Raw genomic sequence first — 22,144 nt, 5'->3', positions numbered from 1 at the left:
TTAGAGGAGTAATAGATTTATGAAGCCTTCAGTTGCACCGCTGTCTGGGAAAGGAGGTATAATCTGAGCACTACAAAAGAAACAAAGAAAAAAAGAGTTGAAGAGCTTGTTGACAGGCTATCTAAAGCCAAGTCTTTTATCTTAACTGATTTTCAGGGCTTGACTGTTGCTGAAATTTCAGAATTAAGGCAGGCAATTAAAGACTCTGGTGGAGAGTATAAGGTATGTAAAAATACTCTTTTCAGGATCGCCATGACAGATGCATCTTTAAGGCAGCAGTTAGAAAGCTCTTTAAAGGGATGTACTGGCGTTGTTTTTGGTTATGATGACCCTGTTGTTATAGTTAAAAAAGCCCTTGATTTTTCTGAAAAGAATGAAAAATTTAAAATTAAACAGGGTGTTGTTGAAGGTAAAGTATACTCTCCAGCAGAACTCAAAGAGATTTCAAAGTTACCTTCAAAGAATGTCTTGCTTGGTATGCTTGTTGGTGGAATGAGTTCTCCACTGCAAAAAATGGCTTATGCAATGCATGGAGTTACTCTTAAATTACTTTATGCATTAGAAGCATTGAAAAATAAGAAAGCTCAATAAAAGGAGGAAGAATTATGGCAATTACAAAAGAGGAAGTCTTTCAATTTTTTGACAATCTAACAATTCTTGAACTCAGTCAGTTCATTAAAGAGTTTGAGGAAAGATACGGTGTAGTAGCAGCAGCACCAGTAGCAGTAGCAGCAGCACCCGGTGCACCAGTAGCTCAAGCAGCAGCTCCAGCAGCTGAGGAGAAAACAAGTTTTGATGTAATCTTAAAGGCAGCAGGAGACAAGAAAATTCAAGTAATTAAAGTGGTAAGAGAACTTACTGGACTGGGTCTTAAAGAGGCTAAAGATCTGGTTGATGGTGCTCCAAAGCCAGTTAAAACAGGTGTGTCCAAGGAGGAAGCTGAGATAATCAAAGCAAAACTTGAAGCTGAAGGAGCAACTGTAGAAATACAGTAAAAAATCTTAAAAAAGAAGGAGAACCATGATAAAGCCTTTAAGAGAGAGAATAAACTTCGGAAAGGTACCTCCACTTGTGGAGGTACCTTATCTTTTAGAGTTTCAGAAAAAATCTTTTGAGAAGTTTCTTCAGAAAGATGTTCCACCTGAAGAAAGAGTTGATGAGGGACTTCAGGCAGCTTTAAACAGTGTTTTCCCAATAAGTGATTACAATGGAACAACTACAATAGAGTTTATTTCCTACTCAGTTGGAGAACCTAAACTAAGCCCTTATGAATGCATGGTTAAAGGATTAACTTATTCAGTTCCTATAAAGATGAAGGTTCGTTTAAATATATGGGATAAGGATGAAGAGGGAAGAAAGTTTCTTAAAGAATCAAGACAACAGGAAGTTTTTCTTGGCGACCTTCCAATGATGACCGAGACAGGTAGCTTTATAATAAACGGAGTTGAGAGAGTTATTGTTAGCCAGTTGCACAGATCTCCTGGTGTTTATTTTGCACCAGATAGAAGTAAAAGCAGAATAAGTGGAAGATTTCTCTATTCAGCAAGAGTTATTCCTGTAAGAGGCTCCTGGCTTGATTTTGAGTTTGATTCAAAGGATCTTCTTTATGTGAGAATTGACAAGAGAAAAAAATTACCAGCCACCATTGTTCTTAAAGCATTGGGATATACAAATGAAGATCTGTTGAGAATCTTTTACCCAATAGAGGAAATAAGAATAAAAGACGAAACTTGCACTAGAGTGGTAAGTGATATTCTGGCAGGAGTTAGAACAAAAATAGATATTGTTGGTCCTGATGGTGAGATTATAGTAAAGGAAGGCAGTAAAATTACAAGGTATGCACTGAAGAAAATGAAAGAACTTGGAATTCAGGAAATACCGATTTCAAAAAGTGAAATCATAGGGAGAATAACTCTTTCAGATATTGTTGATCCTGAAACAGGAGAAGTTATAGTTGACAGTAATAAAGAGATTACAGAAGAGGTATTTCATAGAATTATAGCTGCCAGAATTCAGAAATTAGACCTGCTTTTCATAGATAATGTCAATTATCTTCCATCATTACGGGAAACATTACTTACTGACAGAGTTACCAGCAAAAAGGATGCTTTAAGAGAAATATACAAAAAATTAAGACCTGGAGAGCCTGCTACTGAAGAGGCAGCAGAGGAACTATTTTACGGATTGTTTTTTGATCCAAAAAGATATGATCTTTCAGCAGTTGGAAGACTTAAATTGAATCAGAAATTGGGAGTTGACATTCCTCTTGATGTGAGAGTACTTACTGACAAAGATATTATAGAAATTGTTAAATATCTTCTCAATCTCAGAACAGGCAAAGGAGAGGTTGATGATATAGATCATCTTGGCAACAGAAGAGTAAGAGGGGTTGGTGAACTTCTTGAAAACCAGTTCCGTATAGGATTGGTTAGAATGGAAAGGGCAATTAGAGAGAAGATGACAATTACAGAGGTTGAAACAGCAATGCCTCATGATGTGATAAATACAAAGCCTGTAATGGCAGCAGTTAAAGAATTTTTCAGTACTAGTCAGCTCAGTCAATTTATGGATCAGACAAATCCTTTAAGTGAAATTACACACAAGCGCAGACTCAGTGCTTTAGGACCTGGAGGACTGACACGTGAAAGAGCAGGATTTGAGGTAAGAGATGTTCATCCAACTCATTATGGAAGAATATGCCCTATTGAGACTCCAGAAGGACCAAACATCGGACTTATAACCTCTTTAGCCACTTATGCAAGAATCAATGAGTTTGGTTTTATAGAATCTCCTTACAGAAAAGTGGTTAATGGAAAAGTTACAAATGAGGTTCATTATTTAAGCGCTCTTGAAAGTGAAAACTATGTTATTGCAGAGGCAACAACCCCTGTGGATAAAGATGGAAATATCATTGGAGAGACAGTTTCAGCAAGAGTTAAGGGAGATTTCAAAATGGTATCACGCGATGAAGTGGAATATATGGATGTCTCTCCAAAACAGATTGTTAGTTTATCTGCTTCTTTAATTCCATTTCTTGAAAATGACGATGCTAACAGAGCTCTCATGGGTTCTAACATGCAAAGGCAGGCTGTTCCATTAATTCAAACTGAAGCTCCCATAGTGGGTACAGGAATGGAGTTGTATGCAGCAAGGGACAGTGGCTGGCTTGTGATTGCAAAAAGAGCAGGAATAGTAGAAAATGTTGATGCTACAAGAATCGTTGTGAGAGTTACTGAAGAAGGTGGAGGAGTTGATATATATAATCTTATAAAGTTTCACAAATCTAATCAGGGAACATGTATGACTCAGAAGCCTATTGTTAAAGTGGGACAGATTGTAGAAAGAGGAACAATTTTAGCTGATGGACCAAGTATGGACAAAGGTGAGCTTGCTTTGGGTAGAAATGTCCTTGTAGCATTTATGCCATGGGGTGGATATAACTTTGAGGATGCTATACTGATCAGTGAAAGACTTGTGAAAGAAGATGTTTACACATCCATTCACATTGACGAATTCGAGATTGAATGTAGAGACACAAAGCTTGGTCCTGAAGAGATTACAAGAGAAATCCCGAATGTAAATGAAGAGCTTCTTAGAAATCTTGATGAGGATGGAATTATAAGAATAGGTGCAAAAGTAAAAGCTGGCGATATCCTGGTGGGGAAAGTAACGCCCAAAGGAGAAAAAGTTTATACGCCTGAAGAAAAGCTTCTTTATGCTATATTCGGTGAAAAAGCAGAAGATGTTAAGGAAAGCTGTCTTTATGTTCCACCAGGAATTGAAGGAGTTGTTATTGATGTAAAAATTTTAACAAGAAAAGGAAAAGAAAAGTCCAGAAGAGCTCTTGCTATAGAAGAGGAAGAGATAAAGAGAATAGAAAGAGATAGAGAAGATGAAATCAGGATTCTTAAAGAGACAAAGGCAAGCAGAATCAGAAAAATACTTCAGGGTAAAGTTGTTCTTGAAGATGTAAAAAAAGGTGATAAAATACTCTGCCCAAAAGGAAAAGCACTTACAGAACAGATTGTTAATCTTCTTGATGTAAATCAACTACTCAAATTGAAGGTAGAAGACCCTGATGTTAAGGCAGAAGTAAGCAGAGTTAACAAAGAAGTGGAGCAGAATATAAAGCAGATTTATGCAAAATACAATGAAAAAATTGAAAGAATTCGTAAAGGAGATGAGCTTCCTCCTGGTGTTAATCAGATAGTTAAAGTTTACATTGCCATGAAAAGAAAAATTCAGGTTGGAGACAAAATGGCAGGTAGACATGGAAATAAAGGTGTTGTTTCTATGGTTCTGCCTGAAGAGGATATGCCGTATCTTGAAGATGGAACACCTGTTGATATTGTGCTTAATCCTCTTGGCGTTCCTTCCAGAATGAATGTTGGACAGATTCTTGAAACTCATTTAGGACTTGCTGCCAAGGCTCTTGGTCTTTATGTTGCAAGCCCTGTTTTTGAAGGTGCAAAAGAAGATGAGATAAAAGATATGCTCAAGAAAGCTGGATTTCCTACCACAGGTCAGGTAACTCTTTATGATGGAAGAACAGGCGAGCCTTTTGAAAGGCCTGTTACAGTTGGCTATATGTATATGCTCAAACTGCATCATCTTGTGGCAGATAAAATTCATGCTCGTTCCATAGGTCCTTATTCTCTTGTAACCCAGCAACCTCTTGGAGGCAAAGCACAGTTTGGTGGGCAGAGACTTGGAGAAATGGAAGTATGGGCACTGGAAGCATATGGAGCAGCCTATACACTTCAGGAATTTTTAACTGTAAAAAGCGATGATATAACAGGTAGAACCCGCATGTATGAGGCTATTGTTAAAGGACATCCAGTGCTGGAGCCAGGAGTTCCTGAGTCATTCAATGTTTTAATAAAAGAACTCCAGAGTCTTTGTCTTGATGTTGATCTTCTGGAGAAAAAGAAAAAGACTTAAAATATGAACTTTGAACTTTTTATTTTGAACTTTAAACTTTGAACTTTGAATTAATTTAAAGGGGGTATAAACCTTGACAGAAGATATTTATTCACTTTTTCAAAAACCTAAAAATCCAAGAGATTTTGATGCAATAAGGATAAAGCTTGCCTCACCAGAAAAAATAAGGGAATGGTCTTATGGAGAGGTAAAGAAGCCTGAAACTATTAATTATAGAACATTTAAACCAGAACCTGAAGGACTTTTCTGTGCTAAAATTTTCGGTCCTATAAAAGACTGGGAATGTCTTTGTGGCAAATACAAACGAATGAAGCATAAAGGTGTTATATGTGACAAATGCGGAGTTGAAGTAATTCAGAGTAAGGTAAGAAGAGAAAGAATGGGACATATTGAACTTGCTGCTCCTGTAGCGCATATATGGTTTGTCAGAGGCGTTCCAAGCAAAATGGGACTGTTGCTTGACCTTTCTGTCAGGCAGCTTGAAAGAGTTATTTACTATGAAGACTACATTGTTGTAGATCCTGGAGACACGCCTTTAAAGGAAAAGGATATTCTCACTGAAGAGGAATACAAAAAGTATGTTTCCCAATATGGCAGCAAATTCAAAGCTGGAATGGGAGCAGAAGCTATCAGAGAACTTCTTAAAAAAATTGATCTTGATGCCCTTGCAAAGGAACTTAAAGAAAAGATAGAAACTGCCACATCCACAGGAATTAAGAGAAAACTTACAAAAAGACTCAAAGTTGTTGAAGCTTTTAAAAATTCAGGTAATCGCCCTGAATGGATGGTTCTTGACATTATTCCAGTGCTTCCTCCAGAGCTAAGACCACTGGTGCCTCTTGATGGTGGAAGATTTGCCTCTTCAGATTTAAATGATCTTTATAGAAGAGTTATAAATAGAAATAACAGATTAAAAAGATTGATGGAGCTTAAAGCTCCCAGTGTAATTATAAGAAATGAGAAGAGAATGCTTCAGGAAGCAGTGGATACACTTTTTGACAACACCAAGCGTTCAAAAGCTTTGAAAGCAGGCACCCGCAGGCCTCTTAAATCCTTAAGTGATATGATAAAAGGGAAACAGGGAAGATTCAGGCAGAACCTTCTTGGTAAAAGAGTTGATTATTCTGGTAGATCAGTAATTGTTGTGGGTCCTGAACTTGATATGCATCAATGCGGATTGCCAAAAACAATGGCTCTTGAGCTTTTTAAACCATTTGTTTTCAATAAACTTGAAGAAAAGGGTTATGCAACCACAATAAAACAGGCAAAAAGACTTGTTGAGCAAGAAAAGCCTGAAGTGTGGGATGCTCTGGAAGAGGTGATTCAGGAACATCCTGTGCTTTTAAACAGAGCTCCAACTCTTCACAGACTTGGCATTCAGGCTTTTGATCCTGTTCTTGTAGAAGGAAAGGCAATTAAGCTTCATCCTCTTGTATGTACAGCTTTCAATGCAGATTTTGATGGTGACCAGATGGCTGTTCATGTTCCTCTTTCATATGAAGCTCAAATTGAAGCAAGAGTTTTAATGATGTCAGTAGGAAATTTACTTTCTCCTGCAAATGGTAAACCTATTGTTGTGCCAACTCAGGATATGGTATTAGGAATTTATTATCTTACAAAGGAAAAGAAGGCAGCAAAAGGCGCTGGTAAAGTTTTTTCCGATCCTGAAGAAGTTATTCTCGCTTATCAGAGTAAAGCAGTGGAAAAGCATGCTCCAATAAAAGTCAAATTGAATGGAAAGCTTGTTGAAACTACCGTAGGAAGAATTCTTTTTAGAGAGATTGTGCCAGAGGGTGTTCCTTTCCAGATGATTAATAAAGAGTTAACAAAAAAAGAACTTGGAAAGCTAATTGAATATATTCACTATAATTTTGGCAAAAGGGATACGGTTTTATTTTTGAATAAGCTTGAAAAATTAGGATTTGAAGTCGCCACGCAATCAGGAATTTCTATATGTATTGATGATATGCACATCCCTTCAAAGAAAGCAGAGTTGATTAAAGAGGCAGAAGCTCAGGTAATGGAAGTCCAGAAACAGTATGCTGAAGGATTGATTACGCAGGGTGAAAGATATAACAAAGTTATAGACATATGGGCAAATGTTACAGAAAAAGTTGCTGATGAGATGATGAAAGAGCTGGGAGCAGAAAAAGGCAAAGAGTTTACTCCAGAAGAGCTTGCTGAAAGAAGGTCATTTAATAGTATTTTCATGATGGCTGATTCTGGTGCTCGTGGTAGTATTGCACAGATAAGGCAACTTGCTGGTATGAGAGGACTTATGGCAAAACCTTCAGGTGAAATTATAGAAACGCCAATTACAGCCAATTTCAGAGAAGGACTCACTCCCTTACAATACTTTATCTCCACACATGGTGCAAGAAAAGGCCTGGCAGATACAGCACTGAAAACAGCAAATGCTGGTTATCTAACAAGAAGGCTTGTTGATGTTGCTCAGGACATATTCCTTACAGAACATGATTGTGGAACAAAAGAAGGAATATATATCACTGCTTTGGTAGAAGGTGGCGAAATAGTAATGCCCCTTGAAGAGAGAATATATGGTAGAACACTGGCAGAAGATGTTAAGGATCCTCTGACAGGTGAAATAATTGCAAAAAGAGACAGTTTAATAGATCAGATGGTAGCAAAGAAAATTGTAGATGCAGGAGTTGATAGAGTAAAAATTCGCTCAGTTCTCACTTGTAGAACAAAATTTGGTGTTTGCTCAAAGTGTTATGGAATGGACCTTGCAAGGAGTGAACCTGTTGAAATAGGTGAGGCAATTGGAGTTATTGCTGCACAGTCTATTGGAGAACCAGGTACCCAGCTTACAATGAGAACCTTCCATATAGGTGGAGCAGCAACAAAAATAGTTGAACAGGCTGTTCTTGAAGCCAAAACTTCAGGAACAGTGGTATTTAAAAATATTCATTATGTAGAAAGAAAAGATGGCTCACTGGTTGTTCTTAATAGAAATGCTATGATTGCTATCATAGATGCCTCAGGAAGGGAACGAGAAAAATATAATCTCGTATACGGTGCTAAAATTATTGTTAAAGAAGGACAGATGGTTGAAGCAGGGCAAAGACTGGCTGAGTGGGATGCCTATACAACGCCAATTATTACTGAAATCGGAGGTAAGATAGCTCTTGGTGACATGTTAGAGGGGGTAACATTTAAAGAAGAAACAGACCCTACTACAGGTCTTTCTCACAAAATAGTAATTGATTATCCAGCAACTTACAGACCTCGTGTCACGATAAAAGATAAAGATGGAAAAACAGCCAAGCTTCCCTCAGGAACGCCTGCAAGGTATCTTCTTCCAGCAGGAGCAATTTTAGTAGTTGACAAAGGAGATATAGTAGAGCCAGGAGATATCCTTGCAAAAATTCCAAGAGAAACAATTAAAACAAAGGATATAACAGGAGGACTGCCAAGAGTAGCAGAACTCTTTGAAGCAAGAAGACCCAGAGAAGCAGCAATTGTAAGTGAAATAGATGGTATAGTGGAATTTAAGGGAAGTCAGAAAGGCTCAAGAGTTATAGTTGTAAGAGGAGCAGATGAAACAAGAGAATATCTTATTCCAAAAGGTAAACATGTAATAGTTCACGATGGAGACTGGGTTAAAGCAGGCGAGCCATTAATTGATGGCTCTATTAATCCTCATAGTATACTTGAGATCCTGGGTCCTACAGAACTTCAGAGATATCTTGTGGATGAAATTCAGAAAGTATATAGACTTCAGGGTGTTTCAATACATGACAAGCACATTGAGGTGATTGTAAGGCAGATGATGAAAAAGGTAAGGATAGAAGACCCCGGAGATACATCTTTTCTTATAGGTGATGAGGTTGATAGAATCACATTTATGGAGGAAAATGAAAAAGTCATAGCTCGTGGAGGCAGACCTGCTCAGGCAAGACCACTTTTATTGGGAATTACAAAAGCAGCTCTTTCAACTGAATCATGGGTATCAGCAGCTTCATTCCAGGAAACTACCAGGGTTCTTACTGACGCAGCAATTGAGGCAAGGATTGATGAGTTGAGAGGACTAAAGGAAAATGTCATAATGGGAAGAATTATTCCTGCTGGAACAGGCTCTCCAGTGTATAAAGATACATTGATTAAAGGTGAGTTTTACAGTATGCAGATAGAACACACAAGTGAAGAAGAACTTGAAGAAAACTGATTTACCTCGTTTTATAGCAGATGTAATGCTTGGAAGCCTGAGCCGCTGGCTCAGGCTTTTTGGTTTTGATACATTATACAGGAATGATTTTAAAGATAGCCAGCTGATAAAGCTCTCTTTACAGGAAGACAGAGTGCTTTTAACCAGAGATAACGCTCTTGCTAAATCAAAGTTACTAAAAAAAGTTTTACTGATCCAATCAGAAGAAGTTAAAGAGCAGATTAGAGAGGTTTTGCTTTCTTTTTATCCTGAATTAAATCTTTTAGATCTTGAACCAAGATGTCCTGTTTGTAATGGAGAGACTGAGAGTATTAAAAAAGAGGAAATTAAAGGAGAAGTACCTGATTATGTTTTATTTTCCAGCCAGGCATTTATTATATGCAAGTCCTGTGGTAAGATTTACTGGGAGGGAACGCATAAGGAAAAGATTGATAAACTGAAAAAAGAAATCTTGCAAACTCTAAAATAATTTGCTTTCTTTTTTAAAAACCTTCAAAATTCGCATTGCAGTAGGTAAAACCTGATTTTCAATGTAATAATCAATGTCAATTTTTGCAGGATCAGCAAGCTCTACTGGATATGCTCTTTCACTTATTGAGCCAGCGCCTTTCTGAATTATATATCCTATCACGCTTCCTTCCCCCACTGGAATCTCTTTTTCAAGCAATCTCTTAGCAGCTACTACATGGGGAGATATTAATTTATACTCTGAAACAGGCTTTGAAAGCTGCTCGTAAACGATTAGGTCTTTTAAATCATAGTTGCCTTCCCGTAATGCTTTAACTCTTTCATCAAGATATTTAAAGGCTTTTGCAATATCTTCCTCAATAAGGCATATTTTAAGAATCTCCTGCTGGGTAGTTCTTGCATATCTACAGAGGTCTCTTCTTACCACTTCAAGACCTCTTATTTTTAGTTTCCCCTTTTCATCAAGCAGGGCATATCTTTTCTTTGCCACACCTCCTGCTTCTCTTGGAACAAAAAGCCCTTTAACATAGAAATCCTCAAGGTCAAGCCTCATAAGTCCTGGAAGACTTTGATTTATTTCTTTAATAAATTCTTCAACTGCCTTTTTATTGTCAATTTTCAAAAATGCTGAATCCGTATCTCCATATATGGCATGAAAGCCTTTCTCAGAAGCTTTTTTTAAGACTTCTTTAATCCAGTATCTTCCAAGAGCTGTAATTGCTTCAGCACATTCCTTTGAATACCATCTGCTTGCAGGATAGGCATAGTAACCATATGATGCATTTATGATTGTTTTCAGTGCTCTTTGTTTTGTATCAAGCTCTATGTATTCATGAGACTCAGGGTTAAGTTTCTTTAATTGTTTTTTTAGTTCAAGTCTTTCAATTAAAAGTTCTTCCACTGCCTGAGATTCAAAGCCTTTATTATTTTTACAGAACCAGTAAGGAAAATCAGGAATTTTGTATCCACTGTCTTTACAGCAACTGCAATTAAGAGTATCAATTGATATATTGTATGTTGCAATTATTGATGGATAAAGAGAAGCAAAGTCAACAACAGCAATTCCTTTATGAAGACCTACTTCTGGCTCTTTCACAAATCCTCCCTCATAAGTGGTCTTCTGGCGTTCTTTTATTTCATCAAACTTTGGTTGATTTGGAATCACTCTGTTTTGTTGTTTTGCCTTTTTAATGTAATACCATTCAACAAGCTGGCTATATGGCATTCTTGATGTGTCAAAAAGAGACTGCCCTGTAATTCTTGTTAGTTCCTCAATATCAGGTAAAAGCATTTTTGTAAGTTCATAAACAAGCTCACTATCTTTTAAGCAGTATCTTGCAAGTTTGTCAAGCTCATGTCCCTTATCCCATGCGTGCAAAATATCTTCATACTCCATATCAAGCTTTGTATCTCCAAGCAGCTCCTGGGCGACATTTTTTAAAGTAAGCTGTTCACTCTGAAGCATAGGAGAGAGAATATTAAAGACGAAATTAAATATGTCAATGTGAACTCTTCCAATAAGTCTTGCAGTTGTAAATCGTGCTCTTTTTGAAAGAGTTATTCCAGAGTTATCCCTTGAAAGAATACCAATGTCCACTTTAAGTTGTCTTGCTCTTTCTCTCAGTATTGGCATGTCATACAAATCTGTATTGTATCCAACAATTATATCAGGATCATAATCCCTGAGAGTTTCAATAAAGCTTTTTATAAGTTCTTTTTCATTTTTAACAACTGCTGTCTCTACAGTGTATTTTGCTTCCTGATATGTAATTACCTTGGATAGATCTTCTCCGAATAGGGAAATCATCACAATAGATGGAGTTCCTCTTTGTACTTCAAGAACTTCCATGTCAAAGGCAAGAATTTTAAGTTTTGGTGAAGCTGCATCAGCCTTTTTAATTGATTTAACCTGATTGCCATGAGTTTCAATTTCAAGCCACTGTAGACATGACAATTGCTTTTCTGCAAGATACACTCTGTATGCACCCATTTGATATTCAAACTCATCAATTATTGAACCTGAGCCACCTCTTTTTGCTTCAAGAACTTTTATTGCATCCCTTACCTTTTGTAAATCCTGATGTCTTTTTGTATAAATTTTGATGAACTCCTTTTCCTGACCATAAAAAATTTTTTTATCCTCAGCTATTTCTGTAACTGGAAGAGAATTCTCCTTAATGATTTTTTCAATTTCTTCAAGAGCCTTTTTTTTATCTGATGGAAGCACTAAAAAATAAGGACGATATGATGAATCAATAAATTTTTCTCTTTTCCCATTCTCTGTTATTCCAAAGAGAAGAATCCCATCAGAAGAATCGTCTATGTCTATGAGATAAAATAGCATTTTTTTAATTATACCTGAAAAAGTTAAGGATTTACATTCAAAAAATAAAGATTGCATATGTTGATTAGTTTTTGTTATAAAATAATTAAAGGCTTCCTGCCCTGCTCGTGATGGAAGGGAAAGGGGATCCGGCAGTTAGATCCGTTAGGGAGCCAGCGTAGGTAGCGGTGTGCATGCCTCTTCGGAGGAAGCCTAACCTACCTAGAAGGCACCCACTTGTCTGAGGGGGATCTAACTTTCCTTATCACACGGCAGGGCGGGGTTATGATGATGGTGGAGAGTTCCACTTTAGATAGATGTAAAGTTATTTAAATTTTTAATGTGAGTTTAAATAGATTTTATAGCTAATCTCTATTCCATCATCATAACCCCTTGCAAGCCTTTAAAATATATTCTTCGGAGGTATCCTGATGGAGTTTTTATACATTTTCATTGCAATTCTCATTGGTGCAGTCTCTGGATATGTAGTTTATCTTGTCCATAAAAATAAACTTAAAGAAGAAAAGATAAAAATTCAAGAAGAAGCGCAGAGAATTCTTGAAGATGCTAAAAAAGAGGCAGAAACAGTAAAAAAAGAAGCCCATCTTGCAGCAAAAGAAGTTGTATATCAATTAAAATTTGAAGCTGAAAAAGAAATAAAAGAAAAAACAAAGGAAATTAGCTATCAAGAAAAAAGACTGAGGCAGAAGGAAGAACTTCTTGACCGCAAAATTGAGCAGGCTGAAAAAAGAGAAATTGAACTAAATAAAAGAGAAAAGGATATAGTTTCAAAAGAGAAACTCTTACAGGAAAAGGAGAATTACTATAACAAACTCATCTCTGAGCAACAACAACTTCTTGAAAAAATAGCAGGGATGAAAGAAGAAGAAGCAAAACAGGAGCTTTTCAGAAAAATAGAACAGGAAGCTCGTTTTGAGGCAGCAAGACTCATCAAGAAAATAGAAGATGAAGCAAGGCAGGAAGCTGATAAAAAGGCAAAAGAAATTTTGAGCCTTGCTGTTCAAAGATATGCAAGTGATTATGTTGTTGATGCTACTGTTACTGCAGTAAGCCTTCCAAATGATGAGATGAAAGGAAGAATAATTGGTAGAGAAGGAAGAAACATTAGAGCTTTTGAAGCGCTTACAGGTGTTGATCTCGTTGTTGATGATACACCAGAACTTGTTATTCTCTCATCGTTTGATCCAATAAGAAGAGAGGTTGCACGGATAGCTCTTGAAAGGTTAATTATGGATGGTAGAATTCATCCAGCAAGGATAGAAGAGGTAGTGGAAAAAGCCCGAAGAGATGTAGACATAGCAATAAAAGAGGAAGGAGAAAAAGCAGTATTTGAATTTGGACTTAGCGGAATTCATCCTGAAATTATAAAACTCATAGGCAGATTAAAATACAGAACCTCTTATGGACAGAATGTTTTGCAACATTCAAAAGAAGTTGCATGGCTCAGTGGAATTATGGCAGGTGAACTTGGAGTAAATGTAAAACTTGCAAAAAGAGCAGGACTTTTACATGACATTGGAAAGGCAGTGGATCATGAGATGGAAGGCTCTCACCAGGAAATAGGTGCAATGCTTGCAAGAAAATATGGTGAAAGCGAAGAAGTAATAAATGCGATTCTCAGCCACCACGAAGATGTGGAGTTCAGTTGTGTTGAATCTGCATTGGTTGCAGCAGCAGATGCTCTTTCAGCAGCCCGTCCAGGAGTAAGAAGAGAAACAATAGAAAGCTACATTAAGAGACTCACAAAACTTGAGGAACTTGCCATGTCTTTTCAGGGAGTTCAGAATTGCTATGCAATTCAGGCAGGAAGAGAAGTCAGGTTAATTGTAAGACCTGATATGGTTTCAGATGAGGAGTGTGCTTTAATTGCAAAGGAGTTAAGCAAGAGAATAGAAAAGGAACTTAGCTATCCTGGACAGATAAAGGTAACTGTAATAAGAGAATCAAGATTCATAGAATATGCAAAATAATGAAACATTGAATGTTCTTTTTATCGGTGATATAGTTGGTAAGTCAGGCAGACAAATTGTAAAAACGATACTGCCCAGGCTTGTGGAAGAGCATCAGATTGAATTTGTAATTGCAAATGCAGAAAATTCTGCCGGTGGATTTGGTATAACAGAGAAAGTTGCACAGGAGCTTTTTTCATATGGAATTGATTTAATCACAACAGGAAACCATGTATGGGATAAAAAAGAAGCTATTCCATATATTGCAAAAGAGTCAAGAATCCTTAGACCATTGAACTATCCACCGGGTGTTCCAGGATTTGGCAGTGCTGTAATAAAAACAAGAAAAAACAATGTTATAGCTGTAATAAATGTTTCAGGAAGAGTGTTTATGAATTTACTTGATTGTCCATTTAGAAGCACAGAAGAAGAAATAAAGCGAATCAAAGAGCAAACAAAATTCATTTTTATAGATTTTCATGCAGAGGCAACCTCTGAAAAAATAGCCTTTGCCTACTATTTTGATGGCAAAGTAAGTGCTATAATTGGAACTCATACCCATGTTCAGACTGCAGATGAAAGAATACTTCCAGAAGGCACTGCTTATATTACTGATGTTGGGATGACAGGTCCTGAAGACTCTGTAATAGGGTTTAAGAAAGATGAAGTTATAGATAAATTTCTAACTCAGATGCCTAAAAAATTTGATGTTCCTTCCACTTCATCAATATTTTCTGCTGTTGTAGTTAAGGTTGATAAAGCCACAGCAACTGCAAAAAGCATTATAAGATTAAAATTAAGACAGTAGCAGTTTACAATTTTCTTTGTTTTTGATAATCTTAAATTATGAAAAATTTAATCATCTCTATCTTGATCTTGATTTTTCCCAGCATTGTATTTTCTGAGTATGTAGGAACAGAAGTTTGTAAAAAATGCCACATCAAGCAATATGAAAATTTTATAAAGTATTCAAGAATGTCCCGTTCCTTTGATGCAATTGAAAAAATGAAGAATAAACTTACGCAAGAAGAGTTGAAAAGCTGTTTTCAATGTCATACAACAGGATATGGTAAAAAAGGTGGATTTGTTTCAATAGAAAAAACACCATACCTTAAAAATACAGGTTGTGAAGTATGCCACGGTCCTGGTAAGAAACACGCAGAGACAAAAAATCCTGAATTTATTAAGAGAAAGATCAATCTCCAGATCTGTGAATCCTGTCATACTGAGGAAAGAATCAGAGCCTTTAGATTTAAACCTCTTCTTTATGGAGGAGCTCATTGATGTTTGATTTTATAGCCAGAAAAATTGGAAATAAGTTATTAGTTGCCTTTGTAGGTATATTATTTTTAGTCATGTTCATTGAAATAAGTTTCAGAATTTATTTTGGACTGCCAGACAGGCTTAAAATAGCAGAAGCAGGAAGTAAAGAAGTAATGGATACGATTTTTGCAACCATAAAACATCCTCTTACAGTTGGAGACAGTGAAACAATTCATAGAGACCTTGAAGAAATTGGAAATAAATACGAAAAAATAGATGTTTATTTATGCGACATTAATAAACTGATTTCCTTTTCAACGGATAAAAAAAGCATAAATAAGAAAATTGATTATGTAATTGATAACGAAGATTTTTCTAAAAGCATTAATAAATCTCTCAAAGAAGAGCAAAATGAGGCTGTTTTTTCAAAAGTTTTTAAAGTTCAGGGTAAAAGAAATTTAATCTCCATTTTTTCAATAAAAAACTCACCAGAATGCTTTCACTGTCATGGTTCTTCAAGAAAAATTTTAGGTGCTATGGTAATGAAAACAGATGTGGAGGATGTATATAAAACTGTCATATACCAGATGAGAAGATCATTAATTCTCACAATATTTGCATTTGTTTTTGCTGTAATTACTGTTAATTTATTGGTGAAGAAGTTGATTAAAAATCCTCTTAATAATTTAGTTGAAGCCACTCACAAATTTGCAAAAGGTGAGATGGTTACCATTGTAAACTATCCAAAGGATGAAATAGGAAGTCTATGTGAAACATTCAATTACATGGTTAATGAAGTAGCCAAATCAAAGATGGAACTGGAAAAAGAACTTACACGCAGAGCAAAACTTCTTGAAGAGAGAGATGAGCTTGTGGCATTGCTTCAGAAAGCAAATAAACAATTAAAAGAGCTTGATACTCTTAAATCTGCTTTTATAGCCAATATGTCTCATGAACTGAGAACACCAATGAATGCAATAATTGGATATACAGATTTATTACTTGATGAAGTTGACGGTCCATTGAATGAGGACCAGAAAGCTTCATTGAAAAAAGTGGCTGCAAACGCAAGACATTTATTGCAATTGATAAATGATGTTCTTGATATTTCAAAAATTGAATCAGGAAAGATTGAATTAAAACCAAAGGAAGTTGATTTGAGAGCATTAATTGAGAGCATTATGGTTAGTTTTGAACCATTGATAGCTAAAAAAGGATTGAGCTTTTTTATGAATATAGAGGATGGAGCAGAAAAACTCTATGTTGATGAGGATAAAACTAAACAGATTCTTATAAATTTAATATCTAATGCTGTCAAATTTACACATCAGGGTGGTATAACACTAAGAGCAAGAATTTCAGAAAAGGGATTAGATAGACAGGGAAATCCGCAGTTTGTTGAGATCTCCGTAGCTGATACAGGAATTGGTATTAAAAAAGAAGACCTTGACAAAATCTTTGATAAATTTGCCCAGGCTGATGTATCTACCACAAGACAATATGAGGGAACAGGTCTTGGTCTGAGCATTGTAAGAGGACTTGTGGCACTTCATAAGGGAATGGTCTGGGCTGAAAGCGAAGTAGGAAAAGGAAGCACTTTCTATGTTCTTTTACCTTTTAAAAAGGAAGTTTTTGAAATTCCAGGTCCTGTTATAGAAGAGAAAATGGCTGAGGCTCTGGCTCAGTATTTTGAAGTTCCAAAGGAAGTTTTTCTGCAGGAGCCCACTTATGAAGGCAAATCAGTAAGATGCTGGGATTATACTCAATGCGGGCATGTAAACTGCCCTGAATATGGTTCTCCTGAAAAGCGTTGCTGGCTTGTTCTTGGAACTCATTGTAAAGGTATGAAAATAGCTTCATGGCCAGAAAAAGTTGAAGCCTGCAGAATTTGTGAGGTTGTTCGTGATCTTGTTTTACATAAAGAGCCAGTAATGATAGAGACTAAACCATCGGAAAAAGAAAAAGTTGTGGTTGCCATTGATGACAATCCTGATGCAATTGATTTAATTAGAAAATATCTTGAAAAGGACTATAAAGTTATAGGAATTCTCAGTAGTGAGGAAGCAGTTAATAAGGTAAAAGAAATTAAACCAGTTGCGATAACTCTTGACATAATGATGCCAAAGAAAGACGGCTGGCAGGTTTTAAAGGAGCTGAAACAGAATGAAGAAACAAAGGATATTCCTGTAATTATTGTTTCAATAATAGACAATAAAACACTGGCATTCAGCCTTGGAGCAGCAGATTATTTTGTAAAACCTCTTGATGGGCATTCTCTACTTAAAAAAATAAAATCAATTGAAGCATATCGTCCTGTGAGACGAGTTTTTGTTCTTGAAAGAGATGAGAGAACTTCAAAAGATTTGATTAGCATTCTAAAAGAAACAGGCTATGATATTACAGCTACCAGAGACAGCAAAGAAGCCATAAACCTTGTTAAACTTCAGAAACCAGACCTTTTGATAGTTAATATCACAGATCCTGACAGCAGTGCCTTTGATTTTCTTGATTTTATAAAGGGATCTTCTGAATTAAAGGAAGTGCCAATCATTGCTCTTACAAATAAAGAATTAACAGATGAAGAAAAACAGGCTCTCAATGGTAGAATAAAGGAAATAATAAACAAGAATCTCTTTTCAGAAGAAGAACTTATAACAGAACTGAAAAATAGTTTAAATAAACTTTGAACCTTGAACTTTGAATCACCCAAAGGGTGTTGAATCACCGAAGTAGTAGGAGGAGGTTAATGTGAAAACAATTCTTGTTGTTGACGATAATGAGGATTCAAGAGAGCTTGTAAAAAAGATTTTGAAAAAACAAGGGTTTGAGATAATTGAAGCAGTAGATGGCGAAGATGCTTTAGCTAAGGCTATAGCATACAGACCAGACCTTATACTTATGGACATATCAATTCCAAAGATAGATGGTTATGAAGTCACAAGAAGGCTTAAATCAAGAATTGATTTTAAAGACACTCCGATAATAGCTTTTACTGCTCATGCAATGAGAGGTGATCAGGAAAAGGCACTGGAGGCTGGATGTGATGGTTATATTGCAAAACCTATTAATGTAAGAGAGTTTCCTGAGCAAATAAAGATGTATCTGAAGGAAAAATGAAAGAGCAGAAGCAAACTATTTTAATTGTTGATGACAATATAGATACTGTGGAACTTTTAAGAAAGAGATTAAGAGCAGAAGGTTACAATACAGAAGAAGCCTATGATGGTGAGGAAGCTTTAAAAAAGGTATATGAAAGCTTTCCTGATCTGATAGTTCTTGATGTTATGATGCCAAAGATGGATGGATATGAGGTCTGTCAGAGACTTAAAACTGATGAAAAAACTATGTTTATTCCAGTAATTATGCTTACAGCTAAAACTGATGTGGAAAGCAAAGTTAAAGGATTTGATATTGGTGCAGATGATTATGTACCTAAACCATTTGATTACAGGGAACTATCAGCAAGAATCCGTTCTTTACTTGCCAGAAAAGAGACTTCTGAAAAAGCTATTGAAGAAAAAAGAACAGAAGCAGTAAGAAAACTTATTGACAGTCTCTCGCATGAAATAAGAAATCCTATTGTAAGTATTGCAGGATTTGCCAAAAAAGTATATGACAATCTTCCTCCAGGTGATCCAAATAAACCCTATCTGATGACCATACTTCAGGAGTCAGAAAGACTGGAAAGGCTTTTAAGAGAAATTCTGAATCTAAAAATGATAGCAATTGGCTTTATGGAAAATGTTGATCCAAAAGTTGCTATAGAAGAGGTTTTAGGTGAATTTGGTAGAGAAATAGAGGATAAAATAGTTGAAGTGGAAACAGATTTCAGGGATGTAGCAAATGTTTATATAGATAAAGAACATTTAAAAATTGTCCTCCGCAATATAATAAAGAATGCCATAGAAGCAATGGAAAAGTCAGAAAAGCGATTATTAAGGATTTCTCTTGAACAGGCTGGCAATGAGATATTGATAAAGATTTCTGATACAGGTAAAGGAATCCCTAAAGAGCTGATTAAAAGGATTTTTGATCCCTTCTTCACATCAAAAATATATGGTCCAGGTCTTGGACTTACAGTGGCTCTTACGATTATTCAGTATTACAGAGGTTTTATATCTGTTGAGAGTGAACCAGGAAAAGGCAGCACATTTATAATAAAAATACCTGTTAAAGGAAGGTAATAAACAACCAACATAGGCTTATCTCATTTTTTTATCATTCTGAGCGTATAGAAAAATCTCATTCTTTAAAAAAATAATTAAAAAAATTCCTGGAATTGCTACAAGGAAGGTTAGAAAATAAAAAGCTGTCCAGCCAATGGTTTCCACAACAAAACCAGCTGTTGGACTTATGATTACTCTTCCAGCAGATGCAAGGGATGAAAGAAGAGCATACTGTGTTGCAGCAAAACTGCGATTGCACAATCCCATTAAAAGAGCTAAAAATGCTGTTGTTCCCATACCACCAGTAAAGTTTTCAATGATTACTGTTAACACAAATAAAATAAAGTTTTTGCCTGCTATTGATAGAGCCATAAACATGAGATTTGATGCTGCCTGAAGTATTCCAAATGAAATTAATGCTTTATAAAGACTTATTTTTCTAAGCAAAAAACCACCTATTATTGAACCAGCAATTGCTGAAATAAGTCCGCCAATTTTATTAACTGTTCCTACCTCAGTGAGAGAAAATCCAACACCTCTTATAAAAAATGCTGTACTCAGTGAAGTTGCATAGGCATCGCCAATTTTATATAGAACAATTGATAACAGCAAAATAAAGCTTTTTTCTCTTTGTATTAAATCCCTGAAAGGTTCAATAAATGACTCTTTCAATGTAGCTGGTTTTTTTATATTATCTGGTTCATCTGCCCACAGAGTTGTAATTATTCCAAAAATTAACAGTGAACTTACTATTGTCAAAGCCATCTGCCATCCAAGGTGATCTGCAACTAAAAGGCAAAGACCTCCTCCAACAATTAATGCAATTCTATATGCAGTTACTGCAAAAGATGCACCAATTCCTCTGTCTTCTGCTCTTAGGATTTCTGTTCTGTAAGCATCTATTGAGATGTCCTGAGATGCGGAGAAAAATGCAACCATTGCTGCCATTATACTGAAAATTAAAAGATGCTCTGGAGTGAATGCTATCATTAGAAACACTCCAACTAAAATCAAAATCTGGCAAATAATAATCCATCCACGCCTTCTTCCAAGTCCTGCAATGCTGAATCTGTCAAATAAGGCAGACCATAGAAACTTAAAACTATATGGAAATGTGAGTATTGTTAAAAAGCTAATTGTTTTTATATCAATTCCTTCAGTGGTAAGCCATGCCTGAAGTGTTCCACTTATGAGAGGAAAAGGAAGTCCTGAAGCAAATCCAAGAACTGTTACAACTGCTATATCTTTTGAGCGTTTATTCATCAATCCATTCAATTTTTACAGGTAGTCTACCACTGGAGCACCCCAAAAAGTCATAGACTTTTTGGGGACTCGTGGGGCGACCCCCACTGGTTTTAAAACCTTCACTGAATGCATCAAGAAAAGCAAGCACAGCAAGTTCATGGGAATCATAAACAGCGATTATTGCTTTTGCTTTTTTAAAAGGTCTTAAAACATAGGGATTACCAAACGAGACAACAACTGTTTCATTATTTGATATAATTTTCCTAATCATTGTATTCTGATTTTCCTTTAATAAGTATTCCCTTCCTGCTGCTTTGATGTTTGTGAATGCTGCAATTAAAGGTATTGCATTTGATGGTTTATAATCCTTTAAGTCAAAGGCAAAACCAAAATAACTCTGAAATGTCTTTTTAATCTCCTCAGTATAGGTTCCTACAAGATAGGGAATGATTTGCCTGGAATTTAAACTGTCTATTTCATTTTTTATAACAGTAACAGTTTTTTTAAATGCCCTGTGAATTAAAGAAATGTTTTCATCATTAACAATAGGGGCACCCCCAAACGGGGTCCCCAAAAAGTCAAAGACTTTTTGGGGTACCCTAATCGTAGATTTTTTGGGGACCCCAATAGGGAGTTTCCTCTTTATCTTTTTTCTTAATCTGCTAATTCTTCTTTGAGCATCTTTTATTCTTATATCAGTAATCACCCCCTGTTTATATGCTGTTTTTATTTCTTCCCAAGCAGCATATGGATCCTGAGGATGTAGAATTATATCTGCTCCTGCTATAAAAGCAAGAACATGAGGATTTTTATATTCCATTAAAGCTTTCATATTCATTGCATCTGTAATAACTGCTCCTTTAAATCCGAGTTTCTGTTTAAGTAGTTCATTAATTGTTTTTTCTGAAAGTGATGCAGGCTTTGTATCAAATGCAACTATATGCCCTACCATAATTGAAGAAACCTTAGCTTTAATTGCTTCTTCAAAGGGTTTAAGGTGTGTCTCAATGTTATCTCCAATATAGGGCAAAGCAAGATGAGAGTCTGTTTGTGTTGCGCCATGACCTGGAAAGTGTTTTGCACATGTTAATAATCCATGAGATTCAAAGAATTTTATAGAGAAACTGCCATATTTTGAAACAACTTCAGAATTATCTGAAAAAGCTCTCGTGCAAATTATTGGATTATCAGGCTCTGTATTCACATCCATCACAGGAATAAGTGCAAGATTTATTCCCACATCCAGTGCCTCTTTTATCACTATTGAATACAATGCTTCAAGCCAGGCTTTATCTTTAGTTAAGTCAAATCCTGCTGCAATTCCCATCTGAGAAGGAATCAATTTTCCACCTTTTATTTGCTGTCCAACTCCTCTTTCAATGTCAGAAGCAACTATGAGAGGCTTTAACGCCATGCTTTGAAGATGGGCAATGAAGTTTTTTATTTCCTCATAGTCTCCTCCAAATACTACAAATCCACCAATTCCATCTTTGACAAGTTTTTCAATATAATGCCTGTATTGGGAATCATTGATTTTATCCCCGTCAAGTCTTGCTATGACTAAATTCATTAAATTATT

Annotated in this window: 14 protein-coding genes and 1 other RNA gene; 12 read left to right on the top strand and 3 right to left on the bottom strand. The window is 36.0% G+C overall.

The genetic code is table 11. From position 1 onward, the window contains the following. The first annotated feature begins 15 nt into the window (after nt 1–15). The 5 genes from rplJ (at nt 16) to ACYQ3X_RS06045 (ending at nt 9,599) form a co-directional block, all read left to right on the top strand. Nucleotides 16–591: a 50S ribosomal protein L10 gene (rplJ, locus tag ACYQ3X_RS06065; RefSeq protein ID WP_460181697.1), complete on the top strand. Its 576-nt coding sequence runs from the start codon at nt 16–18 to the stop codon at nt 589–591. 14 nt (nt 592–605) lie between these two features. Then, nucleotides 606–995: a 50S ribosomal protein L7/L12 gene (gene rplL, locus ACYQ3X_RS06060; protein ID WP_460180921.1), complete on the top strand. Its 390-nt coding sequence runs from the start codon at nt 606–608 to the stop codon at nt 993–995. 25 nt (nt 996–1,020) lie between these two features. Beyond that, entirely contained in the window at nt 1,021–4,941 is a 3,921-nt protein-coding gene (gene rpoB, locus ACYQ3X_RS06055) for a DNA-directed RNA polymerase subunit beta (RefSeq protein ID WP_460180920.1), read from the top strand. Between the two features lie 73 nt (nt 4,942–5,014). Next, nucleotides 5,015–9,130 carry a DNA-directed RNA polymerase subunit beta' gene (gene rpoC, locus ACYQ3X_RS06050; RefSeq protein ID WP_460180919.1) on the top strand — a complete coding sequence of 1,372 codons (4,116 nt, stop codon included), beginning with the start codon at nt 5,015–5,017 and terminating at the stop codon, nt 9,128–9,130. Beyond that, nucleotides 9,105–9,599 carry a Mut7-C RNAse domain-containing protein gene (locus ACYQ3X_RS06045; RefSeq protein WP_460180918.1) on the top strand — a complete coding sequence of 165 codons (495 nt, stop codon included), beginning with the start codon at nt 9,105–9,107 and terminating at the stop codon, nt 9,597–9,599. The genes rpoC and ACYQ3X_RS06045 overlap by 26 nt, the downstream gene beginning before the upstream one ends. On the opposite strand, the gene ACYQ3X_RS06040 is transcribed toward ACYQ3X_RS06045, so the two are convergent. After that, the gene (locus tag ACYQ3X_RS06040; protein ID WP_460180917.1) at nt 9,591–11,942 is read right to left on the bottom strand and encodes a DNA-directed DNA polymerase; all 2,352 of its coding nucleotides are present in this window, start codon (nt 11,940–11,942) and stop codon (nt 9,591–9,593) included. The genes ACYQ3X_RS06045 and ACYQ3X_RS06040 overlap by 9 nt on opposite strands. 90 nt (nt 11,943–12,032) lie before the next feature. Here ACYQ3X_RS06040 and ssrS point away from each other — a divergent pair. The 7 genes from ssrS to ACYQ3X_RS06005 all read left to right on the top strand — a co-directional run bounded on the left by ssrS (nt 12,033) and on the right by ACYQ3X_RS06005 (nt 19,338). Next, nucleotides 12,033–12,209, top strand: a non-coding RNA gene (ssrS, locus tag ACYQ3X_RS06035) — 6S RNA. Between the two features lie 143 nt (nt 12,210–12,352). Beyond that, nucleotides 12,353–13,912: a ribonuclease Y gene (gene rny / locus ACYQ3X_RS06030; RefSeq protein ID WP_460180916.1), complete on the top strand. Its 1,560-nt coding sequence runs from the start codon at nt 12,353–12,355 to the stop codon at nt 13,910–13,912. Continuing rightward, the gene (locus tag ACYQ3X_RS06025; protein WP_460180915.1) at nt 13,902–14,699 is read left to right on the top strand and encodes a TIGR00282 family metallophosphoesterase; all 798 of its coding nucleotides are present in this window, start codon (nt 13,902–13,904) and stop codon (nt 14,697–14,699) included. The genes rny and ACYQ3X_RS06025 overlap by 11 nt, the downstream gene beginning before the upstream one ends. Before the next feature lie 38 nt (nt 14,700–14,737). Further along, nucleotides 14,738–15,175: a multiheme c-type cytochrome gene (locus ACYQ3X_RS06020; RefSeq protein ID WP_460180914.1), complete on the top strand. Its 438-nt coding sequence runs from the start codon at nt 14,738–14,740 to the stop codon at nt 15,173–15,175. Beyond that, nucleotides 15,175–17,841 (top strand): ATP-binding response regulator, encoded by a 2,667-nt coding sequence (locus ACYQ3X_RS06015; protein WP_460180913.1) that lies wholly within the window; start codon nt 15,175–15,177, stop codon nt 17,839–17,841. Before ACYQ3X_RS06020 ends, ACYQ3X_RS06015 begins: the two co-directional genes overlap by 1 nt. A gap of 61 nt (nt 17,842–17,902) precedes the next feature. Beyond that, nucleotides 17,903–18,271: a response regulator gene (locus ACYQ3X_RS06010; RefSeq protein WP_460180912.1), complete on the top strand. Its 369-nt coding sequence runs from the start codon at nt 17,903–17,905 to the stop codon at nt 18,269–18,271. Further along, nucleotides 18,268–19,338, top strand: a complete 1,071-nt coding sequence (locus tag ACYQ3X_RS06005) for an ATP-binding response regulator (protein ID WP_460180911.1) — start codon at nt 18,268–18,270, stop codon at nt 19,336–19,338. Before ACYQ3X_RS06010 ends, ACYQ3X_RS06005 begins: the two co-directional genes overlap by 4 nt. Nucleotides 19,339–19,356: 18 nt before the next feature. Here ACYQ3X_RS06005 and ACYQ3X_RS06000 read toward each other — a convergent pair whose 3' ends face one another. Both ACYQ3X_RS06000 and ACYQ3X_RS05995 read right to left on the bottom strand, forming a co-directional pair. Then, nucleotides 19,357–20,583: an AmpG family muropeptide MFS transporter gene (locus tag ACYQ3X_RS06000; protein ID WP_460180910.1), complete on the bottom strand. Its 1,227-nt coding sequence runs from the start codon at nt 20,581–20,583 to the stop codon at nt 19,357–19,359. Further along, nucleotides 20,576–22,135, bottom strand: coding sequence for a glycoside hydrolase family 3 protein (locus tag ACYQ3X_RS05995; protein WP_460180909.1), 1,560 nt, complete (start codon nt 22,133–22,135; stop codon nt 20,576–20,578). The genes ACYQ3X_RS06000 and ACYQ3X_RS05995 overlap by 8 nt, the downstream gene beginning before the upstream one ends. Nucleotides 22,136–22,144 lie beyond the last annotated feature (9 nt).

Source organism: Thermodesulfovibrio sp. TK110, assembly GCF_054658355.1.
The sequence above is the reverse complement of the archived record's forward strand: the minus strand, read 5'-3'. Positions and strand labels throughout refer to the sequence as shown.